Origin of the sequence: Microbacterium sp. USTB-Y (assembly GCF_023703415.1) — a bacterium.
Taxonomy (GTDB): Bacteria; Actinomycetota; Actinomycetes; order Actinomycetales; family Microbacteriaceae; genus Microbacterium.
The window spans coordinates 584,607-600,875 of record NZ_JAGMTU010000003.1 but is presented as its reverse complement, the minus strand read 5'-3'; the positions used below and the strand labels follow the sequence as shown (position 1 = coordinate 600,875).

Below are 16,269 nucleotides of genomic sequence, written 5' to 3'. Positions count from 1 at the left end.
TCCGGCGTTCGATGGGCTCCGGAGACCGGATCCCGCAGGGTTGTCCACGGATCCGGCCGGTTATCCACAATCTGGGGATGGATATGCACACCCCCTCCCCGGAGTTATCCACAGATCTATCCCCATGTGGGGAGAATTACACGGGTGTCATTCACACCCGCGACGGAGACGACGAAGGCCTCCGCCGCAGCGGAGGCCTTCGTGGTGCGCGGTCAGTGACCGGCGGTGATGATCAAGGGCGGAACGACGGCGACCACGACGAGCAGCACGAGCACGATCGCCGCGACGAGGCCGATCCACCAGAACTTCGCGTTGCGGCGCCCGTTCGTACGGACGTAGACGAGCGCCACCAGTGCTCCGACCACGGCACCGCCGACATGCGCCTCCCAGGCGATCCCCGGCACGATGAAGCCGTACGCGAAGTTGATCGCGAGCACGACGAGCGCTCCGACGATGTTGCCGCCGAGATGACGCCCGATCACGATCAGGGCGACGAACAGGCCGAAAATCGCCCCGGACGCTCCGATCGTGGGCTGGCCCGGATCGATCAGCGCCATCGCGACAGAACCGCCGAGACCGCTCACCAGGTACAGCGTGAGGAATCTCGCCCTGCCCAGCAGCGGCTCGAGCTGCTGACCGACCATCCACAGCGCCAGCATGTTGAGGCCCAGGTGGATCAGTCCCTGGTGCACGAGCAGCGCGGTCAGCAGGCGCCAGGGTTCGAACGGGAGTCCGGACAGCGACGGATACAGATAGGCGCCCGCGAACTGCAGCGCCCCGGTGATCGGTCCCTGGAGGCCCGGGATCATCTGCAGCAGACTCACCGCAGAGGTGACCGCGAGGATCCAGTACGTCACGATCGGACGCCCGCCCACCGCGGTCATCGACCGCGCGCCCCAGCGCCGGTTGGCGCGGCGCTGGGCGGGCGTCTGGTTGCGACGCTGCTCCTGCATGCATTCGGGGCAGATCACGCCGACCGGGGCCTGCGTCTGGCACTCCGGGCAGATCGTGCGCATGCAGCGCTGACAGAGCACGAAGCTCTGCCGGCCCGGGTGGCGGTAGCAGAAGTTGTCGGGATTCGCGTGGAACTCCGAAGTCGTCATCCGTGCGCTCCGGAGTCCACTCGCGGAAGGATGATCAGTTCGCGACGATGTCGACGGACTGCAGCACGACGTCCTCGACCGGGCGGTCGCCGGCGCCGGTGCGCACGGCGGCGATCTCGTCGACGACGGCCTTGGACGCGTCGTCCGCGACCTCGCCGAAGATCGTGTGCTTGCCCTGCAGCCACGGGGTCGGATCGGTCGTGATGAAGAACTGCGAGCCGTTGGTGCCCTCGGCCTGGCCGGTGATGGCGTTGCGACGCAGACCGGCGTTCGCCATCGCGAGGATGTACGGCTCGTTGAAGTTCAGCTCGCCGTGGATCTCGTCGTTGAAGGTGTAGCCGGGACCGCCGACGCCCTGTCCGAGCGGGTCGCCGCCCTGGATCATGAAGTTCGGGATGATCCGGTGGAAGATGACGTCCTTGTACAGCGCGCCCTCGCCGGGCTTCCCGGTGGCCGGGTGCGTCCAGGATCCGGTGCCGTCGGAGAGTTCGACGAAGTTCTTCACCGTGCGGGGAGCGTGGTCGCCGAAGAGGTTGACGACGATGTCTCCGTGGTTGGTGTGCAGCGTGGCGACGTGAGTGGCGTGAGGCATGGATCCATTCTCTCGCATCGGATCCCGCCGAGCCTCCGATTCATCGGTGAACTTCTCGAACGCACACGCGTTGCACAGGAGCATGTCTGGCAAGATGGGGAGTCCGAACCCCGTTTCGATTGGGAGGGCATCGTGAGCCTGAGCCGCAAGCGTCAGAAGGAACTCCGCCAGCTGCAGAGCGAGGCCGCCAAGCTGTGGGCCGCCCAGCAGGTCGTCGTCGGCGAAGCCGCGAACGTCGCCCGAGAGGCGGGTCGCCAGCTCGACAACTTCCGCCGCGAGCAGGTCGTGCCGACCGTGCAGGACGTCTACGAGCACCGCGTGGTGCCCGCCGTCGACAAGGGCGTCAAGTTCTCCCGCGACATCGTCGACCACAAGGTCGTTCCCGCGATCGGGGGCGTGGTCGGATCCGCGCTCACCGCATGGGACATCGCCAACGCCAAGCGCACCGGCACGACGCACGCCCCGCGTGCGCTCGTCACCGTGCCCGCCGAGCGCAAGAGCGGCCCCGGCATCGGCGCGGTCATCGCGATCATCCTCGGTGCCGCGGCCGCGGTCGGCGTCCTCGTCGCCGCCTGGCAGGCCCTGCGCGCCGACGACGAGCTCTGGGTCGCGGACGACCCGCTGAACGCCCCCGAGGTGTGAGCACGCCCTCGTCCTCCGACCCGGTCGACGGGTCGGATCCGCACGCGCGCGTGCGCGATGCCGCGGCCGAGCGCGGTCTCGACATCGAGATCCGGCAGCGCCCCGCCGCGAACAGCCTGCACGAGGCCGCGGCCCTGCTCGGGCTGGATCCTTCCGGCATCGTGAAGACCCTCGTGGTCAAGAGATCCGACGACACGTTCCTGTTCGCGCTGATCCCGGGCGGTCGCAAGATCTCCTGGCCCAAGCTGCGCGCCGTCGTCGGCGTGAACCGGCTCAAGCTCCCGGATCCTGACGTGGCCCTCGCCGCGACCGGCTACGAGCGCGGCACGATCGTGCCGATCGGCAGCACCACGGCGTGGCCGGTGTTCGCCGACGAGACGATCCGGGGCCGCCGCATCGCGATGGGCGCGGGCGCGCACGGGTACAGCCTGTTCGTCGACGGCGACGCCCTCATCGCCGCCTACGACGCCACCGTGGCGGACATCTCCGAACCCGAGTGATCCGGGTCGGACCCGCTCCCGCACGCTGAACCCTCGCGGGAGTAGCATCCGGGGATGACGGATGCACTCCAGGCGTGGTCGGAGTTCCATGTGGCGATGCTGGGTGCCACCGCGGCCCTCGCCGGCCTCCTCATCGTCGCCGCAAGCGTCAACATCGCGAAGATCATCGCCGCGGAGACCCTCACCGCACGTCTCGCCGCGGCGATCGCGACACTCGTACTGGCCATCCTCACCTCTGGCATCGCGCTCATCCCGCACATCGCGCTGGATCTCTTCGGTGCACTCGTGCTGCTCGTCGCCGCCGGCGCGACCGGTTTTCAGGTGCACGCCGCGCTTTCGCTCCGGCGTGATCGCGGGAACGGCAGCCCTCTGCTCCGGGCGGCCCTGGGCTTCCTCCCCTTGGCCGCGTACGTCGCGGGCAGTGCGCAGCTGCTGTTGGCGCCGCCCCTCGGACTCGGGCTCATCGCCGCCGGCGCGCTGCTGGCGATCGTGGTCGCGATCGTGATCTCGTGGATCGCTCTCGTCGAGGTGCTGCGCTGACTCAGGCCGTCAGACCGGCCATCCCCAGCGCGATGTCGACGAGCCGCACCCGCTGCAGGCCGCCGATCTCACCCAGCCGGTACCAGGCCGCCATGTCGGTGGATCCGTTCTTCTCGAACCGCAGCCGGCCGCCGGTGATGCGCGCGCGATAGACGATGCGCAGCGTGTGCAGCGGCGCGGTCGCGCCGGGCGTGACGCGGCGGCGCGGAGGGATCACCCGGGAGTGGATCCCGAGCAGATCATCGATGACGACCTTGTAGCCGGTCTCCTCCAGCACCTCGCGGCGTGCGGCGACCTGGGGATCCTCGCCGTCTTCGAGGCCGCCGCCCGGCATGGTCCACGACACTCGGCGGCCTTCGGTCCAGCGCGCCAGCAGTACCCGGTCGTCATCGTCGACGATGACCGCGTATGCCGCGACCCGCATGTCCATGAGACACACCCTAGGCGCTGTGAGCCGGTATGGCGTCGTCAGGTCACGCGACGTCCCCCGAGACGCACCTCTCGGACTTCGGCGGAGGCGAGTTCCTCCGCCGAAACGGTCAGCGGATCCCGGTCGAGCACGACCATGTCGGCGAACAGCCCGGGATCCAGGGATCCGATCTCGTGCTCGCTGAACAGCTGCCATGCGGCGTTGCCGGTGTGCGCGGCGAGCGCCTGGGGGCGCGTGACGGGCGTGCCGCCCGGCATGACCCGGCCGGACCTCGTGCGCCGGGTCTCGGCGACCGCCATGTTGCGCAGGGGCTCGGCCGGGGTGACCCAGCCGTCGTTGTGGAAGGTCGCCCGGTGGCCCGCGGCGAACGCCGCACCGGCGTCGGCCCAGGCGCCGCCGTGCTCCGGGCCGAACAGATCGTCCACGAGCACCTCCCCCCAGTAGGTGATGTGGTCGACGAAGAGGCTGACCGTGACCCCGAGGGCGGCCGCGCGCGCGAACTGCGCGGGCGTCATCGCCCCGACGTGCTCGAGCCGGAAGCGATGGTCGACCAGGCCGTGATCGCGGATCAGGCGCTCGTAGACGTCGAGCGTCTCGTCGACCGCCAGATCGCCGTGCGCGTGGCAGGCGAGCTGCCAGCCGGCCGCCGCAGAGGGCTCCGCGATCGCGTGCAGCTGCTCTGCGGTGTAATTGGAAGCGCCGCGGTGCCCCGGCGCCAGACCGAGGTCGCGGGTGGCCGCGGTGTCGAGATAGGGGAAGCTCGTGGCGATGTTGCCGATCCACGGGGATCCGTCGGTCCAGGTCTTGACCCCGACCTGGCGCATCACGGCGTCCTCGAGGCGGGACTCTTCGTTCCCTCCCCGCCGTCCCGGGTGCGGGGCCGGCGTCCCACCGGGACGGGACATCTCGTACCAGCGCAGCCGCAGCGGCATGCGGCCGGCGGCGCGGAGCGCATCGACGGCGGGGGAGAGCGCGGGGTTCCAGCTGAGATCGGCCACCGTGGTGATCCCCCGGCGGGAGACGTCGGCGAAGTGCGCGCCGAGCAGCTCGACGATGTCGGCCTGCGCGGCCTGCAGCAACGGGGCGGCGACGCGTTCGACCGCGCCGGCCTCGAGGGCGACCCCGTTCAGCTCGCCGTCCGCGGTGCGGCCGAACGATGCGCCGACCGGGTCGGGCGTGGAGCGGTCCAGTCCGGCGAGGCGGGCGGCCGCGGTGTTGAAGTACGCCGAGTGCCCCGAGTTGTGCACGATGACGAGCGGGGTGGATCCGGCGAGCTCGTCGAGCAGGCGCAGGCCGGGATCCGGCAGGCCGCGCTGCAGCAGGGCGTCCCACCCGTTCGCATACACGGGTGCGCCGTCTGCGGCGGCGAGTGCCGCCCGCAGCGCGGCCATCACCCCGTCGGCGTCCGGCACGACGACGGGCCGCAGATCGAGCACGCGGTCCGAGAGCAGCACCGCGGCGGTGCCGGGGTGCCCGTGCGGCTCGATGAGCCCCGGCATGGCCCAGCCGTCCAGCGCCACGCGCTCGGCCGCGGGATCCTGCGCGGCGAGGTCCGCCGCGGCGCCGACCGCGACGACGCGTCCGTCGTCGTCGTCGTCGACGAGCATCGCCTCGACGAGAGCGGGAGCGGCAGCGGAGAGCGGCCGGATCCGGCCCGTGAACAGCGTCGTCATGCGCCCATCGTGGCAGGTTTCCCGTCCGCGAGGAGAGGGCCGGCGGATCGATCAGTTCTGAAGAAGCACGCCCGCCGACGCCTTCCTAGGCTGAGGGGCGACCCGAATCCCGGGTCGGACGAACGGAGGATGCCATGACCGAGAACACCGCACCCGTGCTGACCGATTTCGAACGGGCCGCCGTCAAGGAGGCCGCGAAGGAGAGCCGCACGCGCGTCGCGCGCAAGAAGGCCTCGCCGGAGGAGCTGCGCGCCGCCGGGGAGGCCGACGTGCTGGCCAAGATCGCGGAGATGGACGAGGAGGACGGATCGCTCGCCACCGCCCTGCACCGGCTGGTCTCCGAGAACGCGCCGCACCTCGTGCCCAAGACCTACTACGGCATGCCGGCCTGGGCGAACGCCGCGGGCAAGGTCGTCTGCTTCTTCAAGCCCAAGGCGAAGTTCAAGGTGCGCTACTCCACGTTCGAGTTCGAGTGGCCGGCGCAGCTCGACGACGGGACCGTGTGGCCCGTCTCCTACGCGGTGACCGCGCTCACGCCGGCGGACCTCGCCTTCCTCGGCGAGCGCATCCGCACCGCCGCCCCCGCCGCCTGAGCCGGGACCGGGAGCCGTCATTCCCCGCGCAGGTGCGCGGCGGTGAGCTCGGCCATCTCCTCGTCGCTGAGCTCGTCCATGCTGCGGGACTCGCGCCGGTCGGACCGGATCCACCGCATCATCAGGATCACCAGGATCGGCACGTCGACGATCTCGGCGATGAACCAGAGGAAGTCGCCGGAGAGCTGCTGATCCCGCAGCGGATTCGGGAACCAGAGCGGCAGCGTCCCGGGCCAGGATCCGGCCTGGTCGAACACGACCGTGCCCAGCCGCAGCAGCACGCCCGGGATGGCGTCGAGCACGAGCTCCACGAACGCGAACAGGAACTCGGCCACGATGAACAGGCTCGTGCGCGCGACCGTGTGCGCCGCCATCGGCAGCACCATGAGCAGGCCGAGCACCGGGACGAGGGCCGAGATCGCGCCCTCGGCGACCGGAGAGAATCGCAGCACCGCGGACAGCGGCGTGAAGAACACCGAGAAGACGAGGCAGGTGAACACCGGCGCCATGATCGCGTTGCCGAAGAACCTCGCGAGCCAGGAGCGCAGGAACCCGTTCACCCGGGCGCGAGGACCCGCCGAGAGCACGGCGCGGGCCAGGGACACCGGTCGGCCCAGGGTGATCAGGACCGGCACGACGAACAGCAGGAGTGCGATCCGGGTCGAGAACGCCCAGCGCAGCTCGGGGCTCCACGTGCCGAGGAAGCCGAAGGACACGACCGCATAGGAGCCGAGGCCCAGCAGGAGGTACATCAGCGTCAGCCGCAGCGGCCAGCGGTGCCCGCGCCGCCGCAGCACCGCGACACCGCCGAGATAGAGCCCGGCGGCGATGACGAGCACGACGAGCGCGGCGGGATCCACGCTCCAGGTGCCGAGGAAGACGGGGATGGGAGGCACGCGCTCTCCCCTCGTCGTCCGGTGCGGATGCGGCACCACCCGCGGCGGGCCGCGACGACGCTACGCCCGACGCCTATGCGCGCGATGGGATCCGATCCGATCGCCGTCTTAACGCCGAGTGAACTCTGGCGGTCGAATGCGGGAAACCGGCCGTCGGCGGGGCTGGGCCGCGCGAAGCTGACGACCATGAGCGCCGAAGTGCTGATCCTCGTCCTGGTGGTCGTGACCGCCCTCGGATTCGACTTCACCAACGGTTTCCACGACACGGGCAACGCGATGGCGACGTCCATCGCCACCGGCGCGCTGAAGCCCAAGGTCGCGGTGGCGCTTTCCGCGGTGCTGAATCTCGTCGGCGCCTTCCTCTCGGTCGAGGTCGCGGCGACCATCACCAAGGACGTGCTCACGATCCAGGGGCCGAACGGCGACCTGGTCCCGGGGCTCTCCCCGGAGGCGGCGATGATCATCATCTTCGCGGGGCTCGTCGGCGGCATCCTGTGGAACCTGCTCACCTGGCTGCTCGGGCTGCCCTCGAGCTCGTCGCACGCGCTGTTCGGCGGACTCATCGGGGCGGGGATCGCGGGTGCCGCCACCGTCAACTGGGCCGGGATCGTCGGCAAGATCATCGTTCCCGCGGTGCTCTCGCCGGTCATCGCCGGCGTCGTCGCCGCAGTCGGCACCTGGCTCGTCTACCGGCTCACCCGCACCGTGCACGCGAAGCACCGCGAGGCCGGATTCCGCTGGGGCCAGATCGGCACCGCGTCGCTGGTCTCCCTCGCCCACGGCACCGGCGATGCGCAGAAGACGATGGGCGTGATCGCCCTCGCGCTCATCGCGCACGGCACCCTGACCGGGGACCAGATCCTCGCCGAGGGGCTGCCGATCTGGATCATCGTCAGCTGCGGCGCGGCCATCGCGCTGGGCACCTACCTCGGCGGCTGGCGGATCATCCGCACCCTGGGCAAGGGCCTGGTCGAGATCGAGTCGCCGCAGGGCCTCGCCGCCGAGGCGTCGTCGGCCGCGATCATCCTCACCTCGAGCTCGATGGGGATGGCGCTGTCCACCACGCACGTCGCGACCGGGTCGATCCTCGGATCCGGCGTGGGACGCCCCGGCGCCCAGGTGCGCTGGGGCATCGCCGGCCGCATGGTCACCGCGTGGCTGATCACGATGCCGGCAGCGGGCGTGGTGGGGGCGCTGTGCTTCTTCCTCGCCCACGGCATCGGCGGTCTCGCCGGCGCCATCACCGTGTTCGTGCTGCTGCTCGCGGCCGCCGCGCTGATGTACCTGCGCAGCCGCCGCCAGAAGGTCGATCACAACAACGTCAACGCCGAGTGGGACGGATCCCTCGCGCCGAACGCCGCCGCGCAGGGCGCGACGGCCTGAACCGAAGGACGCATGAGATGAACTTCGACATCGCGCAGATGGCGCTCTCCGCCGGCCGCGTCCTGCTGGTCGGCCTACTGTTCGGAGCGGGACTGCCCGCCCTGTTCGCACTCGGCATGCGGCTGCAGTCTGCCGGCACCGGCGAGGTCGACGGGGAGGCTCCGGGAACCCGGCGCCCTGTGCTCACCGTTGCGGGCTGGATCCTGTTCGCGATCGTCATCGCGGTCGTCCTGGCCGGAGTGCTCTTCATCACCCGTTTGAGCATCTACCACTACTTCGGGATCTCCCTGTTCGGGGTGGGGAAATGAGCGGCAGCGTCCTCAGCCGCGTCCTCGACTGGCTGCGCGCGGGCTACCCCGAAGGCGTGCCGCCCAAGGACTACAGCCCGCTGCTCGCCCTCCTGCACCGCACTCTCACCGCGGAGGAGCTCGCCGACGTCGTCGCCGCGCTCGCCCGGCAGGAGACCGATCCGGTGCGCGTCTCGCAGATCCGCGCGGCGATCGCCGAGATCACCGCGGCGAACCCGGGCGAGGACGAGGTCCGTCGCGTCGCCGCGCACCTGGCTGCCCGCGGGGTGCCGCTGAGCACGAGGGCGCAGCGGATCGTCGCCGCTCGCGAGAACCTCGCAGACGCTGCTGCCGGCGCGCCCGGTGCCGGTGCCGGCGCCACGGCCGGTTCCGTCGATGCAACCGCCCCGAATCCGATCGCGCAGGCGCTGCGCTGGCTGGGAGCCGGGTACCCCGACGGCATCCCCGCGCAGGATCGGGTGCCGATCCTGGCCCTGTTGCGCCGTCGGCTCACCGACGACGAGGTGCAGGAGGTCTGCGAGGCGGTGGCGGCGCAGACCGGGGCGGATCCCGATGTCTCCCTCGTCGACGCGCAGGTGCTCATGATGAGGGTGCTGGGCGAGCTCCCCGGCGACGACGACGTGGAGCGCGTCCGCGTCCGCCTCGAGGAGTCGGGCATCGCGCTCGCGTGACCGCGCCTCGTGCGGCGTGTCGTCCGGTGGGCTGCACCGCCCGCCATCGGCATCGGCGTGTCGAGCCGCGCCGCCGAGCGCGAAAGTGTCCGTCCTAACTCAGGCCACAAGCGCAGGAACAGACGATTCCGCCTCGAAATCGGCTGTTTTCCGCAGTTCATCCTGAGTTCGGAAGACCGGCCTCGGGATCCTGGCGCACGCGGGCGCACGCCGCCTAGCGTGGAGGGGTGAGCACCCCGTTCCCCGCCTCCGTGTACGCCGCCCGCCTCGACCGCGCCCGCGCTCTGACCGCCGAGGCCGGCCTCGACGCCATCGTCGTGGGGCCGGGTCCGGATCTGACCTATCTCGCCGGCGTGGAGGGCGACACGATCGAGCGGCTCACGGCGCTCGTGATCCCCGCGACGGGGGAACCGACGATCGTCGTGCCGCGCATGGAGCTCGCGAAGGTGCGCGACACCGCGGTCGGCGCGCTGGGACTCGCCGTGGCGGACTGGGTGGACGGCGAGGATCCGTATGCTCTCGTGACCGCGGCGATGGGCGGATCCGTCTCGCGGTTCGGCGTCGCCGATGCCCTCCCGGCACTGCACGTGGTTCCGCTGACGACGCGTCTGGATGCCCGCCCCGAACTCGCGACGCCCGTGCTGCGCGAGAGCCGCATGATCAAGGACGCGGCCGAGATCGCCGAGCTGCGCCGCGCCGGCGACGCCATCGACGCCGTGCACCGCCGCGTGCCCGGCCTCCTGCGCGCCGGACGCACCGAGCGCGAGGTCGCGGCCGACATCGCCGCAGCGCTCGTCGAGGAGGGGCACCGCACGGTCGAGTTCGTGATCGTCGCCTCGGGCCCGAACGGCGCCGATCCGCACCACGAGGTGTCGGATCGCGTGATCCAGGACGGCGACATCGTGGTGGTCGACATCGGCGGCGCGGTTCCCAGCGGCTACAACTCCGACAGCACCCGCACCTACACGGTCGGCACCCCGGATCCCGAGACCGCGCGCAGGATCGCGGTGCTCGTGCGGGCCCAGCAGGCCGCCGTCGACGCGGTGCGCCCCGGCGTCACCGCCGAGCAGGTCGACGCCGCCGCCCGCGACGTGCTCGCCGCCGAGGGGCTGGCGGAGGCGTTCCTGCACCGCACCGGCCACGGCATCGGCGTCACGACGCACGAGGAGCCGTACATCGCCCCCGGCAACGCCCTGCCCCTGCGTGAGGGCATGGCGTTCAGCATCGAGCCTGGGATCTACTTCCCCGGGCAGTGGGGCTCCCGCATCGAGGACATCGTGGTCGTCACCGCCGACGGGTGCACGAACCTCAACACCACGCCGCACGAACTGACGCCCGCCCTGCGGGGTCGTTGAGCGAGCCCCGGCGCAGCCGGAGCGAGACGAAACGCGGCGCTCTCGCAGATCACCGCACCTCGACCCGGCCCCGCTGCGCGCGTCCTCGCTCAACGACCCCGCAAGGGGCGCCTCAGCGCACGCGGTCGAGCGCCTCGGGGATGTCCACGCGCCACGACGACGGCGCCTCCGATGCCGGCGCGGCGGGCAGCACGCCCTCGCCGTCGGGGTGCGGGATCGCGTCCAGCAGCGCCTCCGTGTAGGGGTGCACGGGGTTCGCCCACACGACCGGGGTGGCACCGGACTCGACGATCCGCCCGCGGTACATCACGGCGACGCGGTCGGCCATCAGCCGCACCACGGAGAGGTCGTGCGAGATGAACAGCATCGCGGCGCCCGAGGCGACGCAGAGCTCGCGCATCATCGCGGCCACCGAGGCCTGAGCCGACGCGTCCAGCGCCGAGATCGGCTCGTCCGCCACGATGAGATCGGGCTTCGCGGCGAGCGCACGGGCGATCGCGACGCGCTGACGCTGCCCGCCCGAGAGCTGGTACGGGTAGCGGTTCTCCAGTGCGGGGGAGAGGCCGACGGCGTTCAGCCAGTGCGACGGCGCCTCGGTGTCGAGGCCCCGGGCCCGGGCCGCCCTGGATCCCTCGGCGATCTGCTGCGCGACCCTGATCCGCGGGTTGAGCGAGGAGTTCGGATCCTGGAACACCATCTGGATCGCCGTGAGCTCGGCCGGACGTGTGCGCATCCCGAGAGGCTGCACGGGACGGTCGCGGTAGAGCACCGTCCCGCCGGCGGGCTTCTCCATCCCGATCACCGCGCGCGCGGTGGAGGACTTGCCGCAGCCGCTCTCGCCGACCAGGGCGAGCACCTCACCGCTCGCGATGTCGAAGCTCACGCCGTCGACCGCGCGGAACGCCGCGCGTCCGCCATACTCGACGACGAGCGAGTCGACGTGCAGCACCGGCTTCTGATCGCTCATCGGTTCTCCTCCGGCTCGGCGGTCGTGGAGCCTGCGGCGGGACCGTCCACGAGCGAGTCCTGCGCATCGGGCATCGCGTCGAGCAGCTCGCGCGTGTAGGGGTGCTGCGGATCCTGGAAGATCTGCTGCCGGGTTCCGGATTCGACGATCAGCCCGCCCCGCATCACCGCGACCTCGTCGGCGATCGCGCTCATCACGCCGAGATCGTGGGTGACGAGGAGCACAGCGAGATCGCGCTCGGTGGCGAGATCGCGCAGCAGGTGCAGGATGCCCGCCTGAACGGTCACGTCGAGGGCCGTGGTGGGCTCGTCGGCGAGCAGCACCTCGGGCTCGCAGGCGAGGGCGATCGCGATCGCGATGCGCTGACGCTGGCCGCCGGAGAACTGGTGCGGGTACTTCCGCAGCGCCTCCTCCGGCTCCGGCACGCGCACCAGGGCGAGCAGTTCGGCAGCGCGCGTGCGGGCCTCTGCGCGCGAGAGGCCGAGGTGTGCGCGCATGCCGTCGGCGAGCTGGGAGCCGACGGTGATCTGCGGGTGCAGGCTCGCCGAGGGATCCTGGAACACCATCCCGACGCGCTTGCCGCGCACCTTCCGGTACGCGCGGCCGGCCATCCCGACGAGCTCGGTGTCGCCGCCGAGGAGGATCGATCCCGATGCGGTGCCGCCGGCGGGAAGCAGGCCGAGCACCGCCATCGCGGTCATGCTCTTGCCCGAACCGGACTCGCCCGCGAGCCCCTGGATGCGCCCGGGGACCAGGTCGAGCGAGATGCCCTTGACGACCTCGGTACGACGGCTCCTGCTCTGCCCGAGCTCGACGTGCAGATCGCGGATCGCGAGTGCGGCGCTCACTTCGACTCCCTCCGGTCGCTCAGTGCAAGCACGCTCATACCGCCTCCCCGGTCGCAGCGGCGGCCGACACGGCGGTGGGCGCCTCGGCCTCGCGCTCGCGGGCGGCGAGCGGGTCGAGGGCGTCGCGCAGCGAGTCGCCGATGAAGTTGAACGCCATCACGATGCTGAGGATCGCGAGGCCGGGGAACAGCCCCAGCCACCAGGCGGAGGTGTTCTGCATGGCCGCGGCGATCATCGTGCCCCACTCGGGCGTCGGCGGCTGGGCGCCGAGACCGAGGAACGAGAGACCCGAGAGCAGCAGGATCGCGGTGCCGATGTCGAGCGAGGCGAGCACGAGCACGGGTCCGGCGATGTTCGGCAGCACGTCGCGCAGGAGCGAGCGCAGCGGCGAGGATCCGAGGAGCCTTCCCGCGATCACGTAGTTCTGCGTGCGCAGACCGAGCACGAGCGAGCGGGTGATGCGGGCGTAGGGGGGCCAGGCCACGATGATGCCGGCGATGACCGCGTTCATGATCGACGGGCCGAGGGAGGCGGCGATGACCATCGCGAGGATCACGGTCGGGAACGCCATGACCATGTCGGTGATGCGCATGAGCACCTCGTCGAACCAGCCGCCGAGGTAGCCCGCGACGGCGCCGACGATCGTGCCCACGACCATGGCGCAGACGACGAGCATGAGCGCGAGGGGGATCGTGGTCTGCGCGCCGAGCAGCAGGCGCGAGAACACGTCGCGACCGTTGACGTCGGTGCCCATGATCGCCTCGCCGCTCGGGGCCGCGAGACGCGGGAGGTCCTGCGCGAGCGGGTCGTGCGGGGCGACCCAGGGGGCCAGGATCGCGACGAGGATCCAGACCAGCGCGATCACGGTGCCGACCAGGGCGAGCGGGGTGCGCCAGGCGCGCGGCAGCCAGGGCTTGCGGCGCTTCGGCGCGAGCTTCTCGGGGATGACGAGGTTCACGAAAGCCTCACTCGCGGATCCAGGACGCCGTAGAGCACGTCGACGACGAGGTTGATGACGAGGTAGATGACGCCGACCACGAGGCCGACGCCGGTGACGGCCAGCAGGTCGAGGTTCTTCGACGCGTTGTAGGCGTAGGTTCCGAGGCCCGGCCAGGCGAACACCGCCTCGACGAGCACGGTGCCCGACAGCAGGCTGCCGAACGCGATGCCGACGAGGGTCAGGATCGGCAGGGCCGCCCCGCGCAGCACGTAGCCGACGACGACCCGGCGGCCGCTCAGGCCCTTCGCCCGGGCGGCGCGGGCGTAGTCCATGTCCAGCACCTCGAGCACCGAGGTGCGCACGAACCGGGTGAGGGTCGCGATCGTGAACAGGCTGAGCACCAGCACCGGGAGGGCCAGGTGGCTGGTCGCGTCGAAGAACCCGACCGAGTCCCCGTTGAGGAGGTAGTCGATCGTGTAGAAGCCGGTGATCCGCGGCGGCGGGGTGATGGTGGGGGAGATCCGCCCGGATCCCGACACCCAGTGCAGGTTCATGAAGAACAGCTGGTAGCAGAGGATGGCCATCCAGAACGTGGGGATGCTGAGCCCGATCAGGGTCACCACCCGCACCACCTGATCCGTGGCCTTGCCCCGGCGGTAGGCGGCGAGCGTGCCGAGCACGACGGCGACGGCCAGGCTCACGATGATCGCGTAGAAGGCGATCTCCCCTGTTGCCGGCACGGCCTTGGCGAGGTCGGCCGAGACCGGTCGGCCCGTGGTCATCGACGTGCCGAGGTCGCCCTGCAGCAGGTTGCCCACGTAGCGGAAGAACCGGATCCAGACGGGCTGATCGAGCCCGTACTTCTCCCGGAACGCGGCGACGGTGGCGGGGTTCGACGATGCGCCCTCGCCGAGGGCGGCGCGCACCGGGTCGCCGGGCACGATCACGGTGAGGGAGAAGGTGACCAGCACGATCCCGAACAGCAGGATGACGCTCGTCACGGCCCTGCGGGCGAGGAACCGCAGCAGGGTGTGCTGCGACTGCCGCGTCCTGCGGGTGGCGATGGCTTGGGTCTCGGACAAAGTCGGCGCTTCCGGGTCTGCGGGGCGGTGACGGCGTGGTGCTGCGGGGACCGGATCCCCGTGGATCCGGCCCCCGCAGGGCTTACTTGGCGGGGTGCAGCGTCCGCAGGTCCAGGGTCCAGGTCACGTTGTACTCGAGACCGGCGACCTTGGTGGAGCTGGCGAGGTTGATGCCGGGGACGATCAGCGGCACGAACGGCCCGGACTCCTGCATCGCCTTCGCGTAGTCGCTGAACGCCGTGTTGCGCGCGTCCACGGTCGTCGCGTTCTGCGCCTTGGTCACGAGGTCGGCGATCGCCGGGTCGGCCTCGGCGGTCCAGCCGGCGCGCAGGCCGACCTTCTGGCCCGGGCCGAACGGCAGGAACGACGAGGTGTCGGCGTAGTCGGGGCCCCAGTACCAGAGCGAGAACGCCTCCTGCGCCTTGACGTAGGGCTGCACCTCGGTCGCGAACGGGGCGGGGGCGAGGGTCGCGTTGATGCCGACCGCCTTCAGCTGCTCCTGCACGCGCTCGGCGACCGGCGTGAACTCCACGCCGCCGACCGGGTTGTCGTTCGGGAACTGCAGCTTGACCTCCTGGCCGGTGTAACCGGAGGCGACGAGCGCGGCCTTGGCCTTGTCCAGATCCTGCTTCACGCCGGTCTTGTTCGCGCCGGGGAACATCGGCGGGACGACGCCGGTGGCCTGCTCGGATCCGGATCCGGCGAGCTCGAGCAGCTTGTCGTAGTCGAGCGCGTAGCGCACGGCCTCGGCGAACTTCGGGTTCGCGGTCACACCGCCGACGTTCTTGTCCTGGTTGATGAGGAGGAAGAGGGTCTCGGCCGACGGAGCGGAGTCGACGGTGAAGCCGTCACCGAGGTTCTTGACCTGGTCGCCGGAGAGGTCGACGGCCACGTTCGAGTCGCCGCCCTTGAGGTTGGTGAGCTGCGTGGACGACTGCGAGATGTTGCGCACCACGATCTTGTCGTAGGCGGGCTTGTCCTCGCCGTCGTACTTGTCGTTCTTCACCAGCACCACCTGGGTGGTGAGGTCGAGCGACTGCAGCTTGTACGGGCCGGATCCGGCGGAGTTCGCGTCGAGCCAGCTCTTCGCGCCGTCCTTGTCGTCCGTGGTGCCGCCGTTCTTCTTCACGACCTTGGAGTTCAGGATCGCGAGCGACGGGTTGGTGACGATCGCGGGCAGCTGCAGCGAGGGCGTCTTGGTCGACAGCTTCACCGTCTTGTCGTCGACCTTCGTGACCGTGATCCCCGTCATCAGGAAGTTGGCCTTGGAGTCGGTGATGCCGGCGACGCGGTCGAGGGAGAAGACCACGTCATCGGCGGTGATCGGAGTGCCGTCCGAGAACGTGCGGCCGTCCTGGATCGTGAAGGTGAACTCGGTGGCGTCCGAGTTCTGCTTCATGGTCGCGATGTCGGGCTTCGGGGTGGTCGAGTCGGCGCCCTGGAACGTCAGCAGGGTGTCGTACACCGCGTGCAGCACCATGTTGCCGGTCGGGACGTAGTTGCGACCGGGGTCGCCCGTCTCGAGCGAGAACGCGGTGTCGACCACGAGCGTGCCGCCCGAGGAGGAGGATCCGCTGGAGTTGTTGCTCGCGGAGTTGCCGCCGGAGCAGCCGGCGAGCGCGATGGCGGCCGCGGCGATGACCGCTGCGGCGACGTGGCGATAAGAACGGGCCACGGCTTCCTCCTCATTGAAAGAATGGACAGGTCAGACGACCAGATCGGGTTTCCCGGCACTATATCCGACAG

At 70.7% G+C, this 16,269-nt stretch carries 18 protein-coding genes; 8 read left to right on the top strand and 10 right to left on the bottom strand.

Going from position 1 to position 16,269, the window contains the following annotated elements; genetic code table 11:
- Positions 1-212: 212 nt before the first annotated feature.
- Together J8G10_RS10065 and J8G10_RS10060 are read right to left on the bottom strand one after the other, a co-directional pair.
- Positions 213-1,103, bottom strand: coding sequence for a rhomboid family intramembrane serine protease (locus J8G10_RS10065; RefSeq protein ID WP_251443914.1), 891 nt, complete (start codon positions 1,101-1,103; stop codon positions 213-215).
- Positions 1,104-1,137: 34 nt separating this feature from the next.
- On the bottom strand, positions 1,138-1,695 hold the full coding sequence (locus J8G10_RS10060; RefSeq protein WP_285814177.1) for a peptidylprolyl isomerase: 558 nt from the start codon (positions 1,693-1,695) through the stop codon (positions 1,138-1,140).
- Between the two features lie 132 nt (positions 1,696-1,827).
- On the opposite strand from J8G10_RS10060, the gene J8G10_RS10055 reads away from it, so the two are divergent.
- From J8G10_RS10055 to J8G10_RS10045, 3 genes are read left to right on the top strand one after another with little or no spacing between them, the layout of a single operon-like run.
- Entirely contained in the window at positions 1,828-2,337 is a 510-nt protein-coding gene (locus J8G10_RS10055) for a DNA helicase (protein ID WP_251443908.1), read from the top strand.
- 50 nt (positions 2,338-2,387) lie between these two features.
- Positions 2,388-2,837: a YbaK/EbsC family protein gene (locus J8G10_RS10050; protein WP_251444361.1), complete on the top strand. Its 450-nt coding sequence runs from the start codon at positions 2,388-2,390 to the stop codon at positions 2,835-2,837.
- 54 nt (positions 2,838-2,891) lie between these two features.
- Complete coding sequence (locus tag J8G10_RS10045) at positions 2,892-3,377, top strand: hypothetical protein (protein ID WP_251443905.1); 486 nt, start codon at positions 2,892-2,894, stop codon at positions 3,375-3,377.
- 1 nt (position 3,378) lies between these two features.
- Here J8G10_RS10045 and J8G10_RS10040 read toward each other — a convergent pair whose 3' ends face one another.
- Positions 3,379-3,807 carry an NUDIX hydrolase gene (locus J8G10_RS10040; RefSeq protein ID WP_251443902.1) on the bottom strand — a complete coding sequence of 143 codons (429 nt, stop codon included), beginning with the start codon at positions 3,805-3,807 and terminating at the stop codon, positions 3,379-3,381.
- A gap of 38 nt (positions 3,808-3,845) precedes the next feature.
- Positions 3,846-5,480, bottom strand: a complete 1,635-nt coding sequence (locus J8G10_RS10035) for an amidohydrolase (RefSeq protein WP_251443899.1) — start codon at positions 5,478-5,480, stop codon at positions 3,846-3,848.
- Positions 5,481-5,614: 134 nt separating this feature from the next.
- On the opposite strand from J8G10_RS10035, the gene J8G10_RS10030 reads away from it, so the two are divergent.
- Positions 5,615-6,073, top strand: a complete 459-nt coding sequence (locus tag J8G10_RS10030; protein WP_251443897.1) for a hypothetical protein — start codon at positions 5,615-5,617, stop codon at positions 6,071-6,073.
- Between the two features lie 17 nt (positions 6,074-6,090).
- On the opposite strand, the gene J8G10_RS10025 is transcribed toward J8G10_RS10030, so the two are convergent.
- Positions 6,091-6,969: a cytochrome c oxidase assembly protein gene (locus tag J8G10_RS10025; protein WP_251443894.1), complete on the bottom strand. Its 879-nt coding sequence runs from the start codon at positions 6,967-6,969 to the stop codon at positions 6,091-6,093.
- 186 nt (positions 6,970-7,155) lie between these two features.
- Between J8G10_RS10025 and J8G10_RS10020 the strand changes: the two genes are divergently transcribed.
- The 4 genes from J8G10_RS10020 to J8G10_RS19555 all read left to right on the top strand — a co-directional run bounded on the left by J8G10_RS10020 (position 7,156) and on the right by J8G10_RS19555 (position 10,686).
- Positions 7,156-8,352 carry an inorganic phosphate transporter gene (locus tag J8G10_RS10020; protein WP_251443891.1) on the top strand — a complete coding sequence of 399 codons (1,197 nt, stop codon included), beginning with the start codon at positions 7,156-7,158 and terminating at the stop codon, positions 8,350-8,352.
- 17 nt (positions 8,353-8,369) lie between these two features.
- The gene (locus J8G10_RS10015; protein WP_251443888.1) at positions 8,370-8,660 is read left to right on the top strand and encodes a hypothetical protein; all 291 of its coding nucleotides are present in this window, start codon (positions 8,370-8,372) and stop codon (positions 8,658-8,660) included.
- Complete coding sequence (locus tag J8G10_RS10010) at positions 8,657-9,331, top strand: DUF3349 domain-containing protein (protein ID WP_251443886.1); 675 nt, start codon at positions 8,657-8,659, stop codon at positions 9,329-9,331. Before J8G10_RS10015 ends, J8G10_RS10010 begins: the two co-directional genes overlap by 4 nt.
- 227 nt (positions 9,332-9,558) lie before the next feature.
- The gene (locus tag J8G10_RS19555) at positions 9,559-10,686 is read left to right on the top strand and encodes a Xaa-Pro peptidase family protein (protein WP_251443883.1); all 1,128 of its coding nucleotides are present in this window, start codon (positions 9,559-9,561) and stop codon (positions 10,684-10,686) included.
- A gap of 112 nt (positions 10,687-10,798) precedes the next feature.
- Here J8G10_RS19555 and J8G10_RS10000 read toward each other — a convergent pair whose 3' ends face one another.
- The 5 genes from J8G10_RS10000 to J8G10_RS09980 form a co-directional block, all read right to left on the bottom strand.
- Complete coding sequence (locus J8G10_RS10000; RefSeq protein ID WP_251443880.1) at positions 10,799-11,653, bottom strand: ABC transporter ATP-binding protein; 855 nt, start codon at positions 11,651-11,653, stop codon at positions 10,799-10,801.
- The gene (locus tag J8G10_RS09995; protein WP_251443877.1) at positions 11,650-12,501 is read right to left on the bottom strand and encodes an ABC transporter ATP-binding protein; all 852 of its coding nucleotides are present in this window, start codon (positions 12,499-12,501) and stop codon (positions 11,650-11,652) included. The genes J8G10_RS10000 and J8G10_RS09995 overlap by 4 nt, the downstream gene beginning before the upstream one ends.
- A gap of 34 nt (positions 12,502-12,535) precedes the next feature.
- Positions 12,536-13,459 (bottom strand): ABC transporter permease, encoded by a 924-nt coding sequence (locus tag J8G10_RS09990; protein WP_251443874.1) that lies wholly within the window; start codon positions 13,457-13,459, stop codon positions 12,536-12,538.
- Entirely contained in the window at positions 13,456-14,523 is a 1,068-nt protein-coding gene (locus J8G10_RS09985) for an ABC transporter permease (protein ID WP_251443871.1), read from the bottom strand. The genes J8G10_RS09990 and J8G10_RS09985 overlap by 4 nt, the downstream gene beginning before the upstream one ends.
- Before the next feature lie 82 nt (positions 14,524-14,605).
- The gene (locus J8G10_RS09980) at positions 14,606-16,198 is read right to left on the bottom strand and encodes an ABC transporter substrate-binding protein (protein WP_251443868.1); all 1,593 of its coding nucleotides are present in this window, start codon (positions 16,196-16,198) and stop codon (positions 14,606-14,608) included.
- Positions 16,199-16,269 lie beyond the last annotated feature (71 nt).

Bases quoted from the DNA above. Each gene is read 5' to 3' on its own strand.
- J8G10_RS10065 (WP_251443914.1), bottom strand. From the start codon at position 1,103: ATGACGACTTCGGAGTTCCACGCGAATCCCGACAACTTCTGCTACCGC.
- J8G10_RS10060 (WP_285814177.1), bottom strand. From the start codon at position 1,695: ATGCCTCACGCCACTCACGTCGCCACGCTGCACACCAACCACGGAGAC.
- J8G10_RS10045 (WP_251443905.1), top strand. From the start codon at position 2,892: ATGACGGATGCACTCCAGGCGTGGTCGGAGTTCCATGTGGCGATGCTG.
- J8G10_RS10040 (WP_251443902.1), bottom strand. From the start codon at position 3,807: ATGGACATGCGGGTCGCGGCATACGCGGTCATCGTCGACGATGACGAC.
- J8G10_RS10035 (WP_251443899.1), bottom strand. From the start codon at position 5,480: ATGACGACGCTGTTCACGGGCCGGATCCGGCCGCTCTCCGCTGCCGCT.
- J8G10_RS10030 (WP_251443897.1), top strand. From the start codon at position 5,615: ATGACCGAGAACACCGCACCCGTGCTGACCGATTTCGAACGGGCCGCC.
- J8G10_RS10020 (WP_251443891.1), top strand. From the start codon at position 7,156: ATGAGCGCCGAAGTGCTGATCCTCGTCCTGGTGGTCGTGACCGCCCTC.
- J8G10_RS10015 (WP_251443888.1), top strand. From the start codon at position 8,370: ATGAACTTCGACATCGCGCAGATGGCGCTCTCCGCCGGCCGCGTCCTG.
- J8G10_RS10010 (WP_251443886.1), top strand. From the start codon at position 8,657: ATGAGCGGCAGCGTCCTCAGCCGCGTCCTCGACTGGCTGCGCGCGGGC.
- J8G10_RS10000 (WP_251443880.1), bottom strand. From the start codon at position 11,653: ATGAGCGATCAGAAGCCGGTGCTGCACGTCGACTCGCTCGTCGTCGAG.